Origin of the sequence: Streptomyces sp. NPDC047117 (genome assembly GCF_040643545.1) — a bacterium.
In the GTDB taxonomy this organism is placed as follows: domain Bacteria; phylum Actinomycetota; class Actinomycetes; order Streptomycetales; family Streptomycetaceae; genus Streptomyces.
Map to the genome: position 1 here is coordinate 25,305 of NZ_JBEYUN010000028.1, position 18,222 is coordinate 43,526.

17 protein-coding genes are annotated in these 18,222 nt (G+C 73.4%); 7 read left to right on the forward strand and 10 right to left on the reverse strand.

The genetic code is table 11. The annotated features are described in order from the left end of the window. Window positions 1-61: 61 nt before the first annotated feature. From mftF to mftA, 7 genes are read right to left on the reverse strand one after another with little or no spacing between them, the layout of a single operon-like run. The gene (mftF, locus tag ABZ840_RS34825) at window positions 62-1,633 is read right to left on the reverse strand and encodes a mycofactocin biosynthesis glycosyltransferase MftF (RefSeq protein WP_361567118.1); all 1,572 of its coding nucleotides are present in this window, start codon (window positions 1,631-1,633) and stop codon (window positions 62-64) included. Then, window positions 1,630-2,421, reverse strand: a complete 792-nt coding sequence (locus ABZ840_RS34830; RefSeq protein WP_361567121.1) for a mycofactocin-coupled SDR family oxidoreductase — start codon at window positions 2,419-2,421, stop codon at window positions 1,630-1,632. The genes mftF and ABZ840_RS34830 overlap by 4 nt, the downstream gene beginning before the upstream one ends. Beyond that, window positions 2,418-3,188, reverse strand: a complete 771-nt coding sequence (gene mftE, locus ABZ840_RS34835; protein ID WP_361567124.1) for a mycofactocin biosynthesis peptidyl-dipeptidase MftE — start codon at window positions 3,186-3,188, stop codon at window positions 2,418-2,420. Before mftE ends, ABZ840_RS34830 begins: the two co-directional genes overlap by 4 nt. A gap of 1 nt (window position 3,189) precedes the next feature. After that, window positions 3,190-4,362 carry a pre-mycofactocin synthase MftD gene (gene mftD, locus ABZ840_RS34840; protein WP_361567127.1) on the reverse strand — a complete coding sequence of 391 codons (1,173 nt, stop codon included), beginning with the start codon at window positions 4,360-4,362 and terminating at the stop codon, window positions 3,190-3,192. Window positions 4,363-4,411: 49 nt separating this feature from the next. Further along, window positions 4,412-5,644 carry a mycofactocin radical SAM maturase gene (gene mftC / locus ABZ840_RS34845; RefSeq protein ID WP_361567130.1) on the reverse strand — a complete coding sequence of 411 codons (1,233 nt, stop codon included), beginning with the start codon at window positions 5,642-5,644 and terminating at the stop codon, window positions 4,412-4,414. Window positions 5,645-5,675: 31 nt separating this feature from the next. Further along, the gene (mftB, locus tag ABZ840_RS34850) at window positions 5,676-5,951 is read right to left on the reverse strand and encodes a mycofactocin biosynthesis chaperone MftB (RefSeq protein WP_361567133.1); all 276 of its coding nucleotides are present in this window, start codon (window positions 5,949-5,951) and stop codon (window positions 5,676-5,678) included. An 8-nt stretch (window positions 5,952-5,959) separates the two neighbouring features. Then, window positions 5,960-6,085: a mycofactocin precursor MftA gene (gene mftA, locus ABZ840_RS34855; RefSeq protein WP_361567136.1), complete on the reverse strand. Its 126-nt coding sequence runs from the start codon at window positions 6,083-6,085 to the stop codon at window positions 5,960-5,962. Window positions 6,086-6,339: 254 nt separating this feature from the next. Here mftA and mdo point away from each other — a divergent pair, with 254 nt between their 5' ends. The 4 genes from mdo to mftM all read left to right on the forward strand — a co-directional run bounded on the left by mdo (window position 6,340) and on the right by mftM (window position 11,367). Further along, on the forward strand, window positions 6,340-7,632 hold the full coding sequence (gene mdo, locus ABZ840_RS34860) for an NDMA-dependent methanol dehydrogenase (RefSeq protein ID WP_361567139.1): 1,293 nt from the start codon (window positions 6,340-6,342) through the stop codon (window positions 7,630-7,632). A gap of 101 nt (window positions 7,633-7,733) precedes the next feature. After that, on the forward strand, window positions 7,734-8,885 hold the full coding sequence (locus tag ABZ840_RS34865; protein WP_361567142.1) for a MoxR family ATPase: 1,152 nt from the start codon (window positions 7,734-7,736) through the stop codon (window positions 8,883-8,885). An 11-nt stretch (window positions 8,886-8,896) separates the two neighbouring features. Then, window positions 8,897-10,435 (forward strand): VWA domain-containing protein, encoded by a 1,539-nt coding sequence (locus tag ABZ840_RS34870; protein ID WP_361567145.1) that lies wholly within the window; start codon window positions 8,897-8,899, stop codon window positions 10,433-10,435. Then, window positions 10,432-11,367 (forward strand): mycofactocin oligosaccharide methyltransferase MftM, encoded by a 936-nt coding sequence (gene mftM, locus ABZ840_RS34875; RefSeq protein WP_361567147.1) that lies wholly within the window; start codon window positions 10,432-10,434, stop codon window positions 11,365-11,367. The genes ABZ840_RS34870 and mftM overlap by 4 nt, the downstream gene beginning before the upstream one ends. Window positions 11,368-11,385: 18 nt before the next feature. On the opposite strand, the gene ABZ840_RS34880 is transcribed toward mftM, so the two are convergent. The 3 genes from ABZ840_RS34880 to ABZ840_RS34890 are packed head-to-tail and all read right to left on the reverse strand — an operon-like array spanning window position 11,386 to window position 14,645. Next, window positions 11,386-12,069, reverse strand: a complete 684-nt coding sequence (locus tag ABZ840_RS34880) for a response regulator transcription factor (protein WP_361567150.1) — start codon at window positions 12,067-12,069, stop codon at window positions 11,386-11,388. Beyond that, entirely contained in the window at window positions 12,059-13,438 is a 1,380-nt protein-coding gene (locus tag ABZ840_RS34885; protein WP_361567153.1) for a histidine kinase, read from the reverse strand. Before ABZ840_RS34885 ends, ABZ840_RS34880 begins: the two co-directional genes overlap by 11 nt. Window positions 13,439-13,448: 10 nt before the next feature. Beyond that, window positions 13,449-14,645: an iron-containing alcohol dehydrogenase gene (locus ABZ840_RS34890; protein WP_361567155.1), complete on the reverse strand. Its 1,197-nt coding sequence runs from the start codon at window positions 14,643-14,645 to the stop codon at window positions 13,449-13,451. 231 nt (window positions 14,646-14,876) lie between these two features. Between ABZ840_RS34890 and ABZ840_RS34895 the strand changes: the two genes are divergently transcribed. The 3 genes from ABZ840_RS34895 (at window position 14,877) to ABZ840_RS34905 (ending at window position 18,209) form a co-directional block, all read left to right on the forward strand. Beyond that, complete coding sequence (locus ABZ840_RS34895) at window positions 14,877-16,148, forward strand: GAF domain-containing protein (protein ID WP_361567157.1); 1,272 nt, start codon at window positions 14,877-14,879, stop codon at window positions 16,146-16,148. Between the two features lie 139 nt (window positions 16,149-16,287). Then, window positions 16,288-17,805 (forward strand): aldehyde dehydrogenase, encoded by a 1,518-nt coding sequence (gene adh / locus ABZ840_RS34900; RefSeq protein WP_361567159.1) that lies wholly within the window; start codon window positions 16,288-16,290, stop codon window positions 17,803-17,805. Next, window positions 17,805-18,209, forward strand: coding sequence for a DUF779 domain-containing protein (locus tag ABZ840_RS34905; RefSeq protein WP_361567162.1), 405 nt, complete (start codon window positions 17,805-17,807; stop codon window positions 18,207-18,209). Before adh ends, ABZ840_RS34905 begins: the two co-directional genes overlap by 1 nt. The last annotated feature ends 13 nt before the right edge of the window (window positions 18,210-18,222 follow it).

Here is an 18,222-nt window from a genome sequence, read left to right on the forward strand (position 1 = left end):
CTCCGGGCGTGGCGTCGGGCAGCGGGGAGAGGTGTATGCGCTCAAGCGAGCGGGGGTGCACTCAATGTGGCGCGGGAAGGTTGGTGGAAGGTTGGTGCGCCGGGTGCGGTGCAGGAGGGTGCGGCGCTGAGCCGGGCCGCCGGGACGGTGCTGCGGCCGTCCGTACGATCCGCGGCAGCAGCGGGCCCGCGGTCCGGCGGCGGAGCGCACCGCGCCACACACCCCAGCCGTACGCGAGGTCGTCCAGGCGGCGGACCGCCACGTGTGTCAGCGGACCGAGGCCGGAGGCGGCGCGCCGGTGGTCGAGCAGCCCCTCGGCGAGTGCGGCGGCGAGCAGCACCCGGCGGGCCCGGCGGCTCGCCACGCCCGCTGCCAGCGCCAGCGGCCAGTGGTGCCGGGTCGCGCAGCGCAGCAACTGCTCGGCGGTGCCCCGCAGTCCGGCGAGGGTGAGCAGCGCGGCGGCGCGTACCGGTGTGTCGGCGTCCGGCATCCGGCGGGCCAGCCGCACCGCGGTCACCCCGGCCAGCGTCACCGCGGCCGCGGCCGGCAGCGGGCGCCCGCGCAGCAGCAGGGCGCAGGCCGCCACCGACCAGGGCGCGGCGTGCAGGGGTGGCACCTGCCCGGGGTGACGCAGTGCCAGTTCGGCCGCACCGGTGCCGTAGCCGGCTCGCTGCCCGAGCCAGCCGCGCAGGCCGGTGCGGTGGTGATGGCCCACGGTGACCTCGGGGACGTACCGCAGCCGCCAGCCCGCCTCGTGCAGCCGCATGCAGAGGTCCACGTCCTCGGCCACGCGGAGCCGTTGATCGAAACCGGCGCCCAGCGCGGCCCGCCGGACGACGAGCGTCGCGCTCGGCACGTACGCGAGCGCCGACAGCGGCACGACGGGGCCCTCCCGCGCGCCCATGTCCAGCGGCGATCTGACGTCCTCGTAGCGGTCCAGGACGCCGCGCCGCCCAGGGGCCGGTGCCGCGACGATCCGGGGCGCGACGAGCGCCACCGAGGGGTCGGCGAACTGTGCCAGCAGCGGCGCCAGCCAGCCCGGACCGGGCGCGACGTCGGAGTCGAGGAACGCGACGTACGGGGTGGCGGCGTGCCGCAGCCCGGTGTTGCGGGCCGCGGCGGGGCCGAGGTTGCGGGGATGGCGGAGGAGGGCGGCGCCGTGCCGGTCGGCGGCCCGCGCCAGCGCCAGTGCCGCAGGCTCGTGCGATCCGTCGTCGACGACGAGCACCGGCAGTCGGGCGGTCCGCGGATCGGCCCGCAGCCGGGCCAGCAACCGGTCCACGAGGTCGGCGCGGTCGTGGACGGGCACGACAACGGTCGTGCGGGGGGCCTCCTTACCGCTCTCCGGGCGCGCGGCCGCGGCTCCTGCGGGCGGCCGGGGGTGCACCGCACCGATGTCCAGCAGCCGCCGCGCGAGCGCCGCGGAAGTCCGGCCGGTCACCGTGAACCGGCCTCCGTCCAGCAGCCGCGCGGCCGTCGGCCCGAGCCGGAGCAGCCGGGGCGGGGCGCCGGCGAACAGTAGCCGCCCGTCGCGCGACCGGTGCGCGTCGGCGGCGAGTTGGACGGCGAAGCCGATGGGGAGGCGGGTGTCCCAGGGGCCGGGCAGGGGCGCGGGGAGGGGAGTGGCGGTCATCCGGTGAAGCCTCCGTCCGCGTGCAGGACCGATCCGGTGACGGCGCCGGCCTCGCGGGCGCAGGCCCAGGCGACCACGGTGGCCACCTCCTCCGGTGCCAGCACCCGCCCGACCAGTTGGCTCGCGGCGAGTTCGGCGGTGTCGTCGAGGCCGTACAGGGCGGCGGTGGCGTGCAACATGGCGGTGTCGGTGGAGCCGGGCGAGACCGCGACCGCGTTGACACCGGTGTCCCGGAGGTCGCAGGCGAGGCCGCGGACCAGGCCCAGTACGGCGTGCTTGGCCGCGCAGTAGCCGCCCAGGCCCCACAGGCCGCGGTGCGCGGCGGCCGAGGCGAGGGCGACGAACCGGCCGTGCCGGGGCTCCGGCCTGCGGAGCAGTGCGGGCACGGCGGCGCGTGCCAGGTTCAGTACGCCGGTGACGTCCACGTCGAAGAGCGTCCGCCAGTCCGCTTCGGGCAGCTCCCAGACCGGGCCGCCGCCCAGGATCACCGCGCCGGCGGCCACCGCCGCGTCCAGCCCGCCGAACTTCCGCTCGGCCAGCTCCACGGCACGCCGCAGGCCGTCGGCGTCGCGGACATCGGCCCGTACGGCATGAACATCGGCGAACTCCCTTTCCAGTAAGGCAAGTTCGACCGGATCGGCCAGGGCGTAGGGGACGCCGGGATCGTCCGCGCAGGCGTCGACCGCGACCACCGCCCAGCCCGCGCCGGCCAGCCGCCGTACGACCGCGGCGCCGATGCCCCGCGCGGCTCCGGTGACCACGGCCACCCGCCGCTCCGGCCGCGTCATCGGGCTGCCTCGCGCACCGCTCCGGCCGGCTGCGCGGTCCGTCCGCCCAGCCGTCCGTCCGCGCCCACCCGCCAGCCGCCGGCGTCCGCCGCCAGCCGCTCGGCCATCCCGGCGAGCAGCCGTTCGCCCTCGGCCGCGTGCGCACCGGCCGGGTCGCCGAGGACGCCCGACGGGCTGACCGCGCGGACCGAACTCGCCCGCAGCCGGGGCAGCAGCCGCTCGATGGGGTCGGTGGCTCCGGCGACCGCGCGACCGGTGCGTACCGCCGCAGGGCGCAGCCGCAGCATCATCGACGTCTCGGCGCGCCCGGCGTGCGCGTCGGAGCCCGGCGGCACGCACGGCCACCAGGCGGCGTCCCGGCCCTCGTACCGCAGCAGGGCCACCGCCCGGGACAGTGCCTCGACGTTGCCGCCGTGCCCGTTCACCACCAGCAGCCGGCCCGCCCAGCGCAGCAGCGAGCGCCCCAGCTCCACGACGAGCAGTTCCAGCGCGGCCTGCCCGAGGGAGACCGTGCCGGCGAAGCCTTCGTGCTCGCCGCTCGCGCCGTACGGCTGGACCGGCGCGACCACGACGTCCGGCGAATCCCCGGCGTCGGCGAGCCGCGCGGCGGACCGTTCGGCGACCGCTTCCGCCACCGCCGCGTCGGTGTCGAGCGGCAGGTGCGGGCCGTGCTGCTCGCAGGAGCCGAGGGGCAGGAGCACCAACGGGCGGCGATCCGTCAGTTCGGGCCAGGTGGCCCCGGCCAGCGGGGCGGGCTCGGCGGGCATCTCAGACCGCGCCCAGGGTGCGGGTGAAGCCGGGCGGGACCACCACGTCGTCGCGGGTCAGCTCGTGGACGGACGAGCGGCCCAGGCCCAGCAGGGCGGAGTCGACGCCGCCGCGCAGGATGTCGAGCACGTTCTCCACCCCCGCCTGGCCGTTGGCGGCCAGGCCCCACAGGTAGGCGCGGCCGATCATCACGGCCTGCGCGCCGAGCGCCAGCGCCTTGACCACGTCGCTGCCCCGGCGGACGCCGCTGTCCAGCAGCACCTCGATGTCGTCGCCCACCGCGTCCGCGACGGCCGGCAGCACGCGGATCGGGGCCGGGGTGCCGTCGAGGTTGTTGCCGCCGTGGTTGGTCACCGAGATCGCGGTGACTCCGGCGTCCACCGCGCGCCGGGCGTCGTCCACCCGGCAGACGCCCTTGAGCAGGAACGGCCCGTCCCACTGCTCGCGCAGCCAGCGCACGTCCTCCCAGGAGGGGGGCGGGGTCTGCATCCACTCGCCGTACGCCCCGAAGAATGTGGGCGCGTCGCGCCCCGGCTCGGTCAGGTTGGGCGTCGTCAGGTCGGGCAGGCTGCGGGACCTGACGAAGTCCCGCAGCCAGCGCGGGCGCGCGAGCGCCTCCGGGGCGAACCGCGCCATCGCCTTGAGGTTCAGCCGCTCGGGAATCTTCGGGCTGCCCCAGTCGCGGCCGTGCGAGAAGGACCAGTCGAGGGTGGCGATCAGCGCCTTGGCCCCGGCCTCGCGGGCGCGTTCCATCCGCTGGAGCATGTCGTCCCGGGTCCCCATCCAGTACATCTGGAAGAACGTCCGCGGGTTGGCCGCGACGACGTCCCGCAGCGGCTTGCTGGCGAAGGAGCTCAGGCCCATCGCCGTGCCGCGGGCCGCGGCCGCGCGGGCCACGGCCACCTCGCCGTCGGGGTGCACCGCCTGCACACCGGTCGGGGAGATGATCACCGGCAGCGCTATCCGCTCGCCCAGGACTGTCGTCGCCAGCTCCCGCTTGGCCGACAGCCCGGCGACGTGCGGGGCGAACCCGAGCTGCGCGAAGGCCGCGGTGTTGTCGTCGTAGGAGACGCCCTTCTCGGAACCGGCGAGCAACGCGCTGTAGACGGATTTCGGCAGCCGCTTCCGGGCCCTGCGCTGCGCCTCCGCCACCGTCTCGAACCAACCGCTCATGATCTTCCTCTCTCGTCGTCGCTGTCCGTTCGCGCGCCGCGGCGACCGCTCACCGCAGGTCCATGTCGGCCAGCGGGCTCTCGTCGCAGATGCGGTCCGGCCGGCCGACCCGCAGCGCGGGCATGCCCAGGGACACGGGGCGCGGCGCCGGGCTCGTACGGTGCGAGTGGTCCTTGCCCTGCGGCGGCAGGCCCTGCCGGTCGACGGCGGCCAGCGCGGCGGCGCCGTGGCCCTTGACGCACTCGGGGTCCGGGCCGTCCAGCGGCAGCCCGGTGAAGAACTTCGCGGCCATGCAGCCGCCCTGGCAGACGTCGAACGCCGAGCAGGACGTGCACGCGCCCGAGGACTGCTCACCGCGCAGCTCGGCGAAGAGTGCGGAGGAGCGCCAGACCTCGTCGAAGCCGCCGGGTGAGCGGACGTTGCCCGCCTTGAAGGCGTCGTGGATCGCGAACGGGCAGGCGTACACGTCGCCCACCGGGTCGATCAGACAGACCACCCGCCCCGCGCCGCACAGGTTCAGGCCCGGGATCGGGTCCGTGCCCAGTGCGTTGAGGTGGAAGAAGGAGTCCCCGGTGAGGACCCGCTCACCATTGCCGACCAGCCAGTGGTACAGCTCCAACTGCTGCTCGGCGGTGGGGTGCAGCTCGTCCCAGACGTCCGCGCCGCGTCCGGACGGCCGCAGCCGGGTGATGCGCAGCTGGGCCCCGTACCGGTCGGCGATGGCGGCGAAGTCGTCGAGCTGCGAAACGTTCTGCCGGGTCATGACCACCGAGATCTTGAAGTCCCGGAAGCCGGCCTCGGAGAGGTTCTCCATGGCCCGGATCGCCATGTCGTACGAACCGGGCCCGCGCACCGCGTCGTTGACCTCGCGGGTCGCGCCGTCCAGGGAGATCTGGATGTCGACGTAGTCGGTGGCGGCCAGCCGCTCGGCACGCTCCGGCGTCAGCCGCAGCCCGTTGGTGGAGAACTTCACGCCCACCTGGTGCGCGATCGCGTAGTCCAGCAGTTCCCAGAAGTCCGGGCGTACGGTCGGTTCGCCGCCGCCGACGTTGACGTAGAACACCTGCATCCGCTGCAGCTCCCGGATCACCGACTTGATCTCGTCGGTGGTCAGCTCCATCGGGTCCCGCCGGCCCGAGGAGGACAGGCAGTGGGCGCAGGACAGGTTGCACGCGTAGGTCCACTCCCAGGTCAGACAGATCGGGGCGTGCAGGCCGCCCTTGAACTGCTCGACCAGGGCCGGGACCGGCTCGGCGTGCGGGGCTTCGTCGAGGGTGGTCATCACCGGACTCCTCTTCCGCTTCTCTTCCGCATCACTGCGGGATGATCATGTCGGCGGCGGCCAGCGAGGCGAGGGCGCGCAGGAAGGCGGCGCGGCGCCCGCCGGGGACGCGGTCCAGCGCCTCTGTCACGCTGGGGTGCCGGTCGAGCCCGGTGACGAGCTCGACCAGCTCGGGTGCCTTCAGGAAGGACAGCCGCCGGTTGCCGAAGTGGTACGCCAGCGCCCCGAACGGCTCGGGGCGCAGCGCGACACTCGGGTTCAGCCGGTAGGGCCGTCCGGCGTCGAAGGGGCCACAGGGGGAGGTCACGGCGGGGCCTAGTAGACGCCGCACATGCCGTCGATGGAGACCTCCTCGACGAGCAGTTCTTCGACGATGCCGTCCTCCGGGCCGGCGGGGGCGACGGTGTCGGCAGGCTCGGTGGTACGGGTGTCCTCGTGCATCGCAATTCCTCTCGAGCTGGGTGATTCGGGAGCCGTCGTGCTCCTGGAACGACGCTAGGACGGCGGCCCGCACCGCCTCGCCGTGCCTTCGGCCGCCGTCGCCCCCTCCGTTCGGAGGGGGCCCGTGCCCTGCGTCCGTGCCGTACGCGTCGCCGGTCGGCCGGGATCGTCCCCGCACCGCTTCCACGGCGGGAAGCGGGCCGCCTACGTTCGGCCCGTCCGAGCTCCCCACCGCGGAGAGGAAACGTGTCCCCATGCAGGTCGACGAACTTCTCAAGCCGTTCCCGATCAAGGAGTTCCACCCGTTCCCGCGGGCCCTCCTGGGTCCCGGCGCCCACGAGCTGATCGGCCCCGAGGCGAAGAAGCTGGGCTTCCGGCGCGTCCTGGTGATGACCACGGGCCTGCGCGGCAGCGACACCGTGCACAAGATCGTGGAGTCGATGAAGTACCACGGCCTGGAGGTCGTGGTGTACGACCAGGTCGAGTCCAACCCCAAGGACTACAACGTCATGGACGCCGTGGCGCTGTACCAGCAGAACAAGTGCGACTCCTTCGTCTCGATCGGCGGCGGCTCCTCGCACGACGCCTGCAAGGGCGCACGGATCTCCGTGGCTCACGACGGCCGCAGCGTCAACGAGTTCGAGGGCTTCAACAAGTCCGAGAACCCCAAGAACCCGCCGCACATCGCGGTCTCCACCACCGCCGGCACCGGCTCGGAGACCTCCTGGGCGTACGTCATCACCGACACCACGACCGACCCGGAGAACCCGCACAAGTACGTGGCGTTCGACGACGCCTCCGTCGCCACCCTCGCGATCGACGACCCGACGCTCTACTACGACTGCCCGCTGGACTACACCGCCCAGTGCGGCTTCGACGTCCTCGCGCACGCCTCCGAGCCCTACGTCTCCCGGCTCGACTTCCAGCCCTCGCTGGGCAACGCGCTGCACGCCATCAAGCTGACCGCGAAGAGCCTGCGGCAGGCGGTCTGGAACGGCCAGGATCTGGCCGGACGCGAGGGCATGATGTACGCGCAGTACATCGCGGCGCAGGCCTTCAACTCCGGCGGGCTGGGCATCATCCACTCCATCTCGCACGCCGTCAGCGCCTTCTACGACACCCACCACGGGCTCAACAACGCCATCGCACTGCCCCGGGTGTGGGCGTTCAACATGCCGGCGCACTACGAGCGGTTCGCCGACATCGCCGAGGCGATGGGCGTGGACACGCACGGCATGACCAAGGTGCAGGCCGCCGAGGCGGCGCTGGCGGCCGGGATCCGGCTGCTGCGCGACGTCGGCATCCCCGAGCGGTTCGTGGACGTCAAGCAGGACTCGTACGCCAAGAACCGGCTGGGCAAGGGGCCCACCGCGTACTACGAGAAGGCCTCCGTGATCAACGGCGACGCCACCGACGTCGACCGCATCACGCACCACGTCCTCGGCGACGCCTGCACCCCGGGCAACGCCAAGGAGTGCACCTTCGACACCGTCCGCCCGGTCGTCGAGCACTGCATGACCGGTGACCTGGACGACCTGCTCGGCTGAACCACAGCGGAGTCTGACCCCCACCCGCGTCTGACCCACAGCCGCGCCGGGCGGGGCCGGCCGCACACCGGCCCCGCCCGTCCCGGACGGACGGAGGAGCCGTGCCCGCAACACCCGCCCTGACCGATGACACCGCCACCGAGACCGACATCGCCACCGACACCGCCTTCGCCTCGGTCGAGGACGTGACCGAGCGGTTCGCCGCCCACGGTTACCTCGCCGACCGCCGCCTGGCCACCACGGTCTTCCTGCTCTCCCGGCTGGACAAGCCGGTCCTGCTGGAGGGCCCGGCCGGCGTCGGCAAGACCGAGCTGGCCAAGACCCTCGCCGCGGCCACCGGCCGCCGCCTGCTCCGCCTGCAGTGCTACGAAGGCCAGGACGAGAGCAAGGCGCTGTACGAGTGGGACTACGGCAAGCAGCTGCTCTACACCCAGATGCTGCGCGACAAGATCGGCGACATCACCGCCGACGCGCCCGACCTCGCGAGTGCCGTGCAGCGCATCGGCGGCCAGGACAGCGTCTTCTTCTCCGACCGCTTCCTCGCCCCGCGCCCGCTGCTGGACGCCATCCGCGGCGAGCAGCCCGCCGTGCTGCTGATCGACGAGGTGGACCGCGCGGACGAGGCGCTGGAGGCGGTGCTGCTGGAGTGCCTGGCCGAGTTCCAGGTCTCGGTGCCGGAGATCGGTACGTACACCGCGAAGGTCCCGCCGTACGTCGTGCTCACTTCCAACAACACCCGCGACCTGTCCGCCGCGCTCAAGCGGCGCTGCCTGCACCTCTTCCTGGACTACCCGGACGCCGAACGGGAACTGGCCATCCTGCGGTCCAAGGACACCGGGCTGCCGGAGGCCGCGGTGCACCGGCTGGTGGAGGTGGTGCGCGGGCTGCGCGAGCTGGACCTGCGCAAGAGCCCCAGCATCTCCGAGACCGTCGACTGGGCCCGCACCCTCGCCGTGCTCGGCGTCGAGGAGCTGGACGCCCCGGTGCTCGCCGAGACCGCGAACGTGGTCCTGAAGTACGAGCGTGACATGGACCGCGCGCTGGAGGTGCTGCCCCGCCTCGTGGACCCGAACGCTGAGCTGCCGGTGCCGCACGGGCACCACCACGGACGCGGACACCACCACGGCCACGACCACGGGCATCATCACGACGACGCGGCGACGAGCGGCCCGGCCCCCGCGGCGCCCGCGCCCGCCGCCGGGTCCGGCCAGGGCGCCCGCGCGTTCTCCGCGATCACCCGCCGCAAGGCATAGGGGGCGGTGACGTGGAGAGCGGCCTGCACCGGTTCATACGCATCCTGCGCCTGTTCGGCCTGCGGGTGTCGGTGTCGGAGGCGGTGGACGCGATGCGCTGCGCGGCCCAGCCGGGCGTGCTGGCCGAACGGGAGACGCTGCGCGAGGCGTTGCGGCTGGCGCTGGTGAAGGACCGGCAGGACGACCCGGTGTTCGACGAGCTGTTCACCGCGTTCTTCTCGCTGCGCCCGGTGGGCGGCCGGGACGACGGGCACGGCCACAGCCATGAGCACGACGACCTCACCGACACCGGCGCGCTGGAATCCTTCACCGTCTCCGAGGAGCCCTCGGAGACGCCCCAGCAGGGTCACAGCCACGGCAAGCCGGCCGACATCCGGGACTACTTCGACCAGCGGGACCTGGCCGAGCAGTACAACCTCCACCAGGAGGCCAACAAGATCGACCTGGCGTCCATGACCGACGAGATCGTGCTGTCCAAGGACGGTGCGAGGGCGGGCGGCGACGACGTGCCCTCCGTACAGCTGGAGACCGAGCGGCTGCACGGCGCCGGCGTCCCCGGTGAGCTGTCCGCCGCGACCGGCCACCGGATCGACACCGAGCTGTCCGTCGCCCAGCAGGATGCCCTCCTGGGGTGGCTCGCGGGCGGCGAGGACTCCGACGACCTCGACCGGGAGGCGCTGGACGCCCTGCGCCGCCGCCTCGCCGGCACCCTCGACAACCTCCCCGAACTCCTCAAACGCCACCTGGACCGGCTCGCCGAACTGGAGTCGGCCGCCGTGGAGACCCGGATCGCCGAACAGGCCCGCGCCGAACGGGTCGACGAGGACGAGCGGGCCGAGCTGGAGGAGGTGCTGCACCGGGTGGCCCGCTTCCTGACCGGCGCGCTGACCAGCCGTAAGCGCAACACCCCGCGCGGGCGGGTGCATCCGGGCCGCACAATGCGCCGCAACATGCGGTACGACGGCGTGCCGTTCCGCCCGGTCACCGTCACCCGCGCCGAGGACAAGCCCCGGCTCGTCGTCCTCACCGACGTCTCGCTCTCCGTACGGTCCACCGCGCGCTTCACCCTGCATCTCGTGCACGGCCTGCAGTCGCTCTTCGCGCAGGTGCGGACCTTCGCCTTCGTCGACGAACCGACCGAGATCACCGAGCTGTTCGCCGAGCATCCGCTGGAGCGCGCGCTCGGCCTGGTCTTCGACGGCCTGCCGGCCGGCGGACTGCTCGACACCGACGCCAACTCCGACTACGGCAGCGCCTTCGACCAGCTGTTGCACGACCACGGCGGCGCCTTCAACCGCCGGACCACGTTCCTCGTCCTCGGCGACGGCCGCGGCAACGGCAACGACCCGGGCACCGGGGCCTTCGCCGAGCTGACCCGCCGCGTCCGCCGCACCCTCTGGCTCACCCCCGAACCCCGCTACTCCTGGGGCCTGGGCGCGTGCGACCTGCCGCGGTACGCGGAGTACTGCGACCGCGTCCACGTCGTCGGCGACCTCGCCGGGCTGCGGCGCACCGCGGACCGGATCTCCGCGGAGGTGACGGGCCGGTGACCGGGCCCGACCGGCTGCGGCTCGCCGCCACCGCCATCGACCCGCTCGCCCCGCACCGGCCGGGCCACTACGCCGACCACCTGGTCAGCGTCGTCCGGGACGGCGCGAGCGGGACCGCCCGCACCCCGGCGGCGCAGGAGCCGCCGGTGGTGCGGACGGACCACTTCTGCCTGCGCCGCCGCGCCCACCGCATCGAGGTGGCCCACCGGATCACTCCCGAAGCGCTCGACAACGACCTGGCCGGGCTGCTCGCCGGCGAGCTGTTCGCGCCCGGCTGGCTGTCCGGCCCCGACGTCTTCGAGCGGGTCTTCACCGGCGTCGTGCGCTCCTGCGTGCCCGGCCCGGTCGCCTCCTGGGCCCGCTTCTACGACAACACCCTGGCCCGCATCCGCGCCTGCTGGCAGGGCCCGGCGCCGGCCGGCCACTCCTCGATCGCCGGATTCGCGCCGGTCTACCGCCGCACTCTGGACCTGGTGCCAACCGGCAGCGTCCTGGACCTCGGTGCCTGCTTCGGCTTCCTCGCCCTGCTGCTCGCGCGGCAGCCGGACCGCGCCGTCCTCGCCTCCGACGTGTCGTCCGGCACGATGCGGCTGCTCGAAGCGGTCGCCGGCACCCGCGGCACGCCACTGCGCACCCTCACCTGCGACGCGGCACGGGTGCCGCTGCCGGACCGCGCCGTGGACACCGTCACCGCCATCCACCTGCTGGAACACCTGGACCCCCAGCACGGCGCCGCGGTTCTGGCCGAGGCCCTGCGGCTGGCCCGGCGCCGGGTGGTGGTCGCGGTGCCGTACGAGGACGAGCCGACCGCCGCGTACGGGCACGTCCGCTGCTTCGACCGGGACCAGCTCACCGCGCTCGGCCGGGCCACCGGACGCCCCTGCGCGGTCACCGACTTCCATGGCGGCTGGCTGGTGCTCGACGCGGAGTGAGGGGCGCCGGGCCGGCGGTCAGATCACGCCCATCTTGCTCGCCTCGTACACCGCCTCGGCCCGGCTCGCCGCGTCCAGCTTCCGCATGATGTTGCGGACGTGGAACTTCACCGTCGTCTCGGAGATGTAGAGCCGGGTGCCGATGTCGCGGTTGCTCAGGCCGCGGGCGAGCAGCTCCAGCACCCGCAGCTCCCGCTCGGTGAAGACCGGCCGGTCGGCCGGCGGCCGCAGGGAACGCACCATCGCGGCCGCCGAACGGGAGTCGAAGGCACTCTCGCTGCGGGCCACGGCCCGGATCGAGCGGAGCAGTTCGGTGGTGTCCACGTCCTTGACGACGTAACCGCGCGCGCCGTGCTGGATCGCGCCCACCACCAGCGCGTCGTCGAGGAAGGTGGTCAGGACGAGGACCGCCAGGCCGGGGTAGGCTCCGGTGAGCCGGGCGCACAGCTCCAGGCCCTCCGCGTCGGCGCCGGTGGACAGCTTCAGGTCCAGCAGCACGATGTCGGGACGGGTGCGCTCGGTGACCGCGATGGCCTCCGCCGCCGTACTGGCCTCGCCGACGATCTCGAGGTCCGGTTCCCGTTCCAGGATGGACCGCAGCCCCTGCCGCACGATCGCGTGGTCGTCGACGAGGACGACCCGCACCCGGGCGGTGGGCGCGGCGCCCGGCGCCGCGTCGGGCGTCCGCTGTTCAGTGGTCATCGGAGGCCTCCGGATCGGTAGGGACCGGCAGCGGGATCTGCACCCGCAGCTGGATGCCGCCCAGCCGCGCCCGCCGGATCGACAGCGTGCCGCCCAGCTCCTCGGCCCTGGCCAGCATGTTGGCCAGCCCGCGGTGGCGGCCCGAGAGGTCGGCCGCCCGGCACAGCCGCAGCGCCCGCCGCAGCTGCGCCGGCTCGCCCGTACCGTCGTCCGACACACTCAGTACGACCGTGTCCGGGCGGTACCCCAGGCGGACGACGGCCCGGCCGGCGCCGCCGTGCGCCCCCGCGTTGAACAGCGCCTCGCCCGCCAGCCGCAGCAGCGACTGCTCGGCGCGCGGCGGCAGCGGCACGGGGCTGCCCGCCACCCGCACGCGCACCTCCAGGTCCGACTGGAGATGCACCGAGGACAGCCGTTCCAGCATCACCGGGAGCGGGCCCGGGGGCTCGTCGGCGGTGTGGTGCAGCGCGTAGATGGCGGCCCGCAGCCGCTCCACGGCCTGCCGGTTGAGGTCCTTGGCGGCCGCGAGCCGGCCGACGATCCCGGCCACCGGGTCGCCCAGGGTGGCCAGTTCGGCCCGGCAGACCTCCATCGTCATGCCCGCGCTGAGCACGTACTGCGTGACGCTGTCGTGCAGTTCGCGGGCTATCCGGTGCCGTTCGTCGTCCAGCGCCTGCCGCTGCATCGCCTCGACCAGCCGCGCCTGCGTCTCGGCCAGCTCGGCGCTGCGTGCCGCGAGGTCCCTGGCCTGCCGGGCCGCGGCCTCGGAGAGCTGTTCCGTACGGCCGCGCAGCCGGGTCGCGGAGTGGAAGAGGTAGGAGTTGTGCAGCGCGACGGCCGCCTGGTTCGCCAGGACGCGCAGGATCGCGAGGTCGGTGTCGGCGACTTCGAGGCCGGTGCCGGGCTGCGCCGCGATCCCGCCCACCGGCTCGTCGTCCAGCGTCATGGGCGCCCGTACCCAGCCGTCCCCGCCGTCCGCCGACTCCGCCTCCCACGGCCGGGTCCGCAGCACCGCCAGGTGCGCGCGCACGTCGGCGGGGAGCATCGTCTCGTCGTCGATCAGCACGTCGTCGGCGAGCAGCAGGAAGCGCGGGCGGGCCGCGCGGAGCGCGCCGTCCGCCACGGCCAGCAGCAGCCGGCGCGCCCGCAGGTGCTCGGCGGCGGTGCGCACCACCGCCTCGACCAGCGCCCGCGGCCCCTCGGCCGTGCGCACCAGGGCGCGCGAGATGCCGTCCAGCGCCTCCACGGCCCGCTCCAGGCGCTCGGTGGAACGGACGTACGCCGGATAGAAGGACCGCTTGCCCGAGCGCAGCCCGGTGAGCGCGCCCAGGTCCGTACCCGCGCCGGGCCCTTGATCCGCGAAGCTCATCGCGACCGCCTCACAGCGCGGCCCGGAAGAGGGCTTCGATGTCCCCTGCTCCGGCGTCCCGCGGATTGGTGGCCAGGCAGGCGTCCTTGAGGGTCGTCCTGGCCAGCCGGGGCAGGTCGGTCTCGGCGACGCCGAGGCTGGCCAGCCCCTTCGGCACGCCCACGTCGTCCGCGAGCGTCCTGACCCGCTCGGCCAGCGCCAGCGCCGCCTCCTCCGGCGGTACGCCGTCGGTGGGCAGCCCGGCGGCCGACGCGAGCGCGACGAAACGGTCCGGCCGAGTCACCGCGTTGAAGCGGATCACATGCGGCAGCAGCACCCCGTTGACCACCCCGTGCGGCGCGTCCAGCAGACCGCCGACCTGGTGGCTCATGGCGTGCGTCGCGCCCAGGATCGCGTTGGTGAAGGCCATGCCGGCCTCCAGCGAGCCCTGCGCCATCGCCAGCCGCGGACTGACCTCCTTGGGCCGGGTCTGCGTGCCCCGCAGATGGCCGGTGATCAGTTGTACGGCGTGCAGCGCGAGGTTGTCGGTGAGCGGGTTGTGGGCCCGGGAGACGAACGACTCGATGGCGTGCGTGAGGGCGTCCAGGCCGGTCGCGGCGTTCAGCCAGTCCGGCATGGTGGTCAGCAGCCGCGGGTCGATCAGCGAGATCTCCGGGACCAGCGTCCGGCTGATGATCGTGATCTTTACCTGCTCCGTGGTGTCGGTGATCACCGCGAACTGCGAGACGTCCGCGCCCGTACCGGACGTGGACGGCACCATCACGGTCGGCGGGATCGGCAGCCCCACCAGGTCCACGCCCTCGAAGTCCAGGATCCGGCCGCCGTTGCTGGCCAGGATCGCCACGCCCTTCGCCGCGTCGATGCACGACCCGCCGCCCAGCGCGACGATCACGTCGCTGCCGCTCTCCGCGTACCGCTGGAAACCGGCCTCCACCTCGTGGTCCTTGGGGTTCGGCGTCAGCTCGTGCCACACCACGGGCCGCAGTCCGACCTGCCGCAGATGGCCGACCGCCTCGTCCACCCAGCCCGCCTCGATCAGGCCCGGATCCGTGACGAGGAACGGGCGGCGGCCGCCGACGCGCAGCGTGCAGTGGCCCAGCTCGGCCAGCGAGCCCGTACCGAAGACCACTTCGGGCGCGTGGAACTTCGCCAGCTGCGCGGGGGCTTCGGTACCGCCGGCCGTCACGGCGCCGTCCGACAGCGGCATGCACCCTCCTGAGACGGTGGTCTGTGCTCCGTGCGCGGAGCGCAGTATTTTTGCGTTCACCGATCAATAACACCCCTGTCACACGCACACAACGCTACGGGCGGCGGGGGTGAGGGCAATACCGTCCTCCGGGACGGGGACGTCCTGTCCGTCCGGACAGGTGCGCTCCGGCGGCTTCCGGGAGACGATTATTGGTTGACCCTGCTGGAGACGACAAGGTTCGGGACGTCCATGTCATCAGTGCGGAGTGACCTCCGGCAGCGCAGAGCCGCGCTGGAGAACGAATGGGCCCGCTGGGTACCGGAGCTGCGCGAGGCCCGGCGGGTGCTGGAAGACGAGGCCCCGCTGCGCCGGGAGGTGGCCGACTCCTGGGTCCGCTCGCTGCACACCGTGGACCCCGGCGCCGCCAGCGCGCCGGTGACCGACGGCGGCGAGGTGCGCCCCCGGTGGGCCGGCTCGCTGCTGCGGGGCCCCGTCGTCGACCTCGCCGACGAGCTGAACAGCATCGCCGACGACGCGGGGTTCGTCGCCGGCGTCACCGACGAGTCCGGCACCCTGTTGTGGACCTGCGGCGGTCGCGTCATGCGGCGCCGCGCCGAGCGGGTCAACTTCGCGCCCGGCGGCCGCTGGGACGAGCAGGCCATGGGCACCAACGCCCTCTCGCTCGCGCTCCGCACCGGCCGTCCCAGTGCCGTCTTCTCCGCCGAGCACCTGGTCGAGGCGCTGCACGGCTGGGCCTGCTACTGCGCCCCGATCCACGCCCCCGACGGCCGCATCCTCGGCGTACTGGACCTCTCCACCACCTGGGACCGCTCGCACCCGCTCGCCATGTCCACGGTCCGCACCCTGGTCTCCACCATCGAGACCCGGCTCCGCGCCGATCACGCCGACCGCGCCGACCGCCGGGGGAGCGGCCCGGCGGCCCGGCCCGGCGCACCGGCCGGCGTCCGGCTGGCCTGTCTGGGGGCCGAGGAGGTGGTACGGGCCGGTGCCCCGCTGCGGCTGCGCCCCCGCCAGCTGGAGATCCTGACGCTGCTCGCGCTGGAGCCGGCGGGGTACACCCCGGAACGGCTGCGGGACGCGCTGTACGGCGAACGCCCGGTGACCGCGTCCACGTTCAAGGCGGAGGTCTCCCATCTGCGGCGGGCCCTCGGCGGCGCGGTCGCCACTCGCCGGTACGCGCTGACCGTGCCCGTCGACTGCGACGCCGTGGAGGTGCTGCGGGCGCTGGAGGCCGGCGACACCGACCGGGCGCTCGGCCGGTACCGGGGCCCGCTGCTGCCGCATTCCGAGGCGCCGGGCATCGTGGCCTGGCGGGAGCACCTGGAGGTCGCGGTCCGCGAGGCCGTCCTGGCCAGCCCGGTCCCGGACCACGCCCTCGTGTACGGCGAGCGCGCCCCGCACGACGCCGAGATCCATGAGCACGCGCTGCGCGTCCTGCCGGCCGGCGACCCCCGCCGCGCCCTGGCCGCGGGCCGCCTGAGCACCGCGCTGCGCGACTGACGGCCCGCCGGGTGCCGGCCCGGCGGACCGCGGAAAGGTGCCGCCGGACCGCGGGGAGGGCCACGCCAACCTTTCGCCAACCTCAGGGGTCGAGGGTGTGCCGCACCCCGTACAGACCCGTACCTCTGAGGAGCGCACAATGGTGTACGCGCAGCCCGGCAGCGATGGCAGTGTCGTCAGCTTCAAGCAGCGCTACGACAACTTCATCGGCGGCGACTGGGTCGCCCCCGTGAAGGGGCAGTACTTCGACAATCCCTCGCCGGTCGACGGCCGGACGTTCACCCAGGTCGCGCGGTCCACGGCGGCCGACGTGGACCTCGCCCTGGACGCCGCGCACGCGGCCGCGCCGAAGTGGAGCCGCACCTCCACCACCGAGCGCGCCAACCTCCTCAACAAGATCGCCGACCGGATCGAGGAGAACCTCGAGAAGCTCGCGGTCGCGGAGACCTGGGAGAACGGCAAGCCGGTCCGCGAGACGCTGGCCGCCGACCTGCCGCTGGCCGTGGACCACTTCCGCTACTTCGCGGGTGCCGTGCGCGGCCAGGAAGGCTCGATCTCCGAGATCGACGAGGACACCGTCGCGTACCACTTCCACGAGCCGCTGGGCGTGGTCGGCCAGATCATCCCGTGGAACTTCCCGCTGCTCATGGCCATCTGGAAGCTGGCCCCGGCGCTGGCCGCGGGCAACTGCGTGGTCCTCAAGCCCGCCGAGCAGACCCCCGCCAGCATCCTGGTCCTCGTCGAGCTGATCGCCGACCTGCTGCCGCCGGGCGTGGTCAACGTCGTGAACGGCTTCGGCGTGGAGGCCGGCAAGCCGCTCGCGTCCAGCCCGCGGATCGCCAAGGTGGCGTTCACCGGCGAGACCACCACGGGCCGCCTGATCATGCAGTACGCCAGCGAGAACATCATCCCCGTCACGCTGGAGCTGGGCGGCAAGAGCCCGAACATCTTCCTGCCGGACGTGATGGCCGCCGACGACGACTTCCTGGACAAGGCCGTCGAGGGATTCGTGATGTTCGCGCTCAACCAGGGCGAGGTCTGCACCTGTCCGTCCCGCGCGCTCATCCACTCCTCGATCTACGACGCGTTCATGGCCCGCTGCGTGGAGCGCACGAAGGCCATCACCAGCGGCAACCCGCTGGACCCGGCGACCATGATCGGCGCGCAGGCCAGCAACGACCAGTTCGAGAAGATCCTCTCCTACATCGACATCGGCAAGAAGGAGGGCGCCGAGCTGCTCACCGGCGGCGCCGCCCGGACCGTCGACGGCTTCGAGGGCGGCTACTACGTCGAGCCGACGATCTTCCGCGGCACCAACGACATGCGGATCTTCCAGGAGGAGATCTTCGGCCCGGTCGTGTCGGTGACCACGTTCGACTCGACCGACGAGGCCCTGAAGATCGCCAACGACACGCTGTACGGCCTGGGCGCCGGCGTGTGGACCCGGGACGGCAACGCCGCCTACCGCATGGGCCGCGAGATCAAGGCAGGACGGGTGTGGACCAACTGCTACCACGCCTACCCCGCGCACGCCGCGTTCGGCGGCTACAAGAACTCCGGCATCGGCCGGGAGAACCACAAGATGATGCTGGACCACTACCAGCAGACCAAGAACCTGCTGGTCAGCTACTCGGCGAAGAAGCTCGGGTTCTTCTGATGGACGCCCTCACCCGACGCGTCGAACTGACGCCGGCCGCCGAGGAACTGGTGGCCCGGCTGGCGGAGACGCACGGCCCGGTGATGTTCCATCAGTCCGGCGGCTGCTGCGACGGCAGCGCGCCGATGTGCTACCCGCGCGGTGAGTTCAAGGTCGGCGCCGTCGACGTCCTCCTCGGCCACGTCTCCGGGGACGTGCCGTTCTGGATGAGCGCCGACCAGTTCACCTACTGGCAGCACACCCACCTCACCGTCGACGTCGTACCGGGCAGGGGCAGCGGCTTCTCGCTGGAGGCCCCCGAAGGGGTCCGCTTCCTCATCCGCTCCCGGCTCCTCACCGACGAGGAGCTGGCCCGCATCGAAGCGGAGCCGCCGCTCCCCACGGGAGCCGACACCGCCGGCTGAGGCCTTCGAGCAC

What these genes read in the sequence shown, in the direction of transcription:
- ABZ840_RS34830 (WP_361567121.1), bottom strand. Translation starts at nt 2,421, where the DNA reads ATGACGCGGCCGGAGCGGCGGGTGGCCGTGGTCACCGGAGCCGCGCGG.
- adh (WP_361567159.1), top strand. Translation starts at nt 16,288, where the DNA reads ATGGTGTACGCGCAGCCCGGCAGCGATGGCAGTGTCGTCAGCTTCAAG.
- mftF (WP_361567118.1), bottom strand. Translation starts at nt 1,633, where the DNA reads ATGACCGCCACTCCCCTCCCCGCGCCCCTGCCCGGCCCCTGGGACACC.
- mftA (WP_361567136.1), bottom strand. Translation starts at nt 6,085, where the DNA reads ATGCACGAGGACACCCGTACCACCGAGCCTGCCGACACCGTCGCCCCC.
- mftE (WP_361567124.1), bottom strand. Translation starts at nt 3,188, where the DNA reads ATGCCCGCCGAGCCCGCCCCGCTGGCCGGGGCCACCTGGCCCGAACTG.
- ABZ840_RS34885 (WP_361567153.1), bottom strand. Translation starts at nt 13,438, where the DNA reads ATGAGCTTCGCGGATCAAGGGCCCGGCGCGGGTACGGACCTGGGCGCG.
- mftC (WP_361567130.1), bottom strand. Translation starts at nt 5,644, where the DNA reads ATGACCACCCTCGACGAAGCCCCGCACGCCGAGCCGGTCCCGGCCCTG.
- ABZ840_RS34895 (WP_361567157.1), top strand. Translation starts at nt 14,877, where the DNA reads ATGTCATCAGTGCGGAGTGACCTCCGGCAGCGCAGAGCCGCGCTGGAG.
- ABZ840_RS34905 (WP_361567162.1), top strand. Translation starts at nt 17,805, where the DNA reads ATGGACGCCCTCACCCGACGCGTCGAACTGACGCCGGCCGCCGAGGAA.
- mftD (WP_361567127.1), bottom strand. Translation starts at nt 4,362, where the DNA reads ATGAGCGGTTGGTTCGAGACGGTGGCGGAGGCGCAGCGCAGGGCCCGG.
- mdo (WP_361567139.1), top strand. Translation starts at nt 6,340, where the DNA reads ATGCAGGTCGACGAACTTCTCAAGCCGTTCCCGATCAAGGAGTTCCAC.
- ABZ840_RS34890 (WP_361567155.1), bottom strand. Translation starts at nt 14,645, where the DNA reads ATGCCGCTGTCGGACGGCGCCGTGACGGCCGGCGGTACCGAAGCCCCC.
- ABZ840_RS34880 (WP_361567150.1), bottom strand. Translation starts at nt 12,069, where the DNA reads ATGACCACTGAACAGCGGACGCCCGACGCGGCGCCGGGCGCCGCGCCC.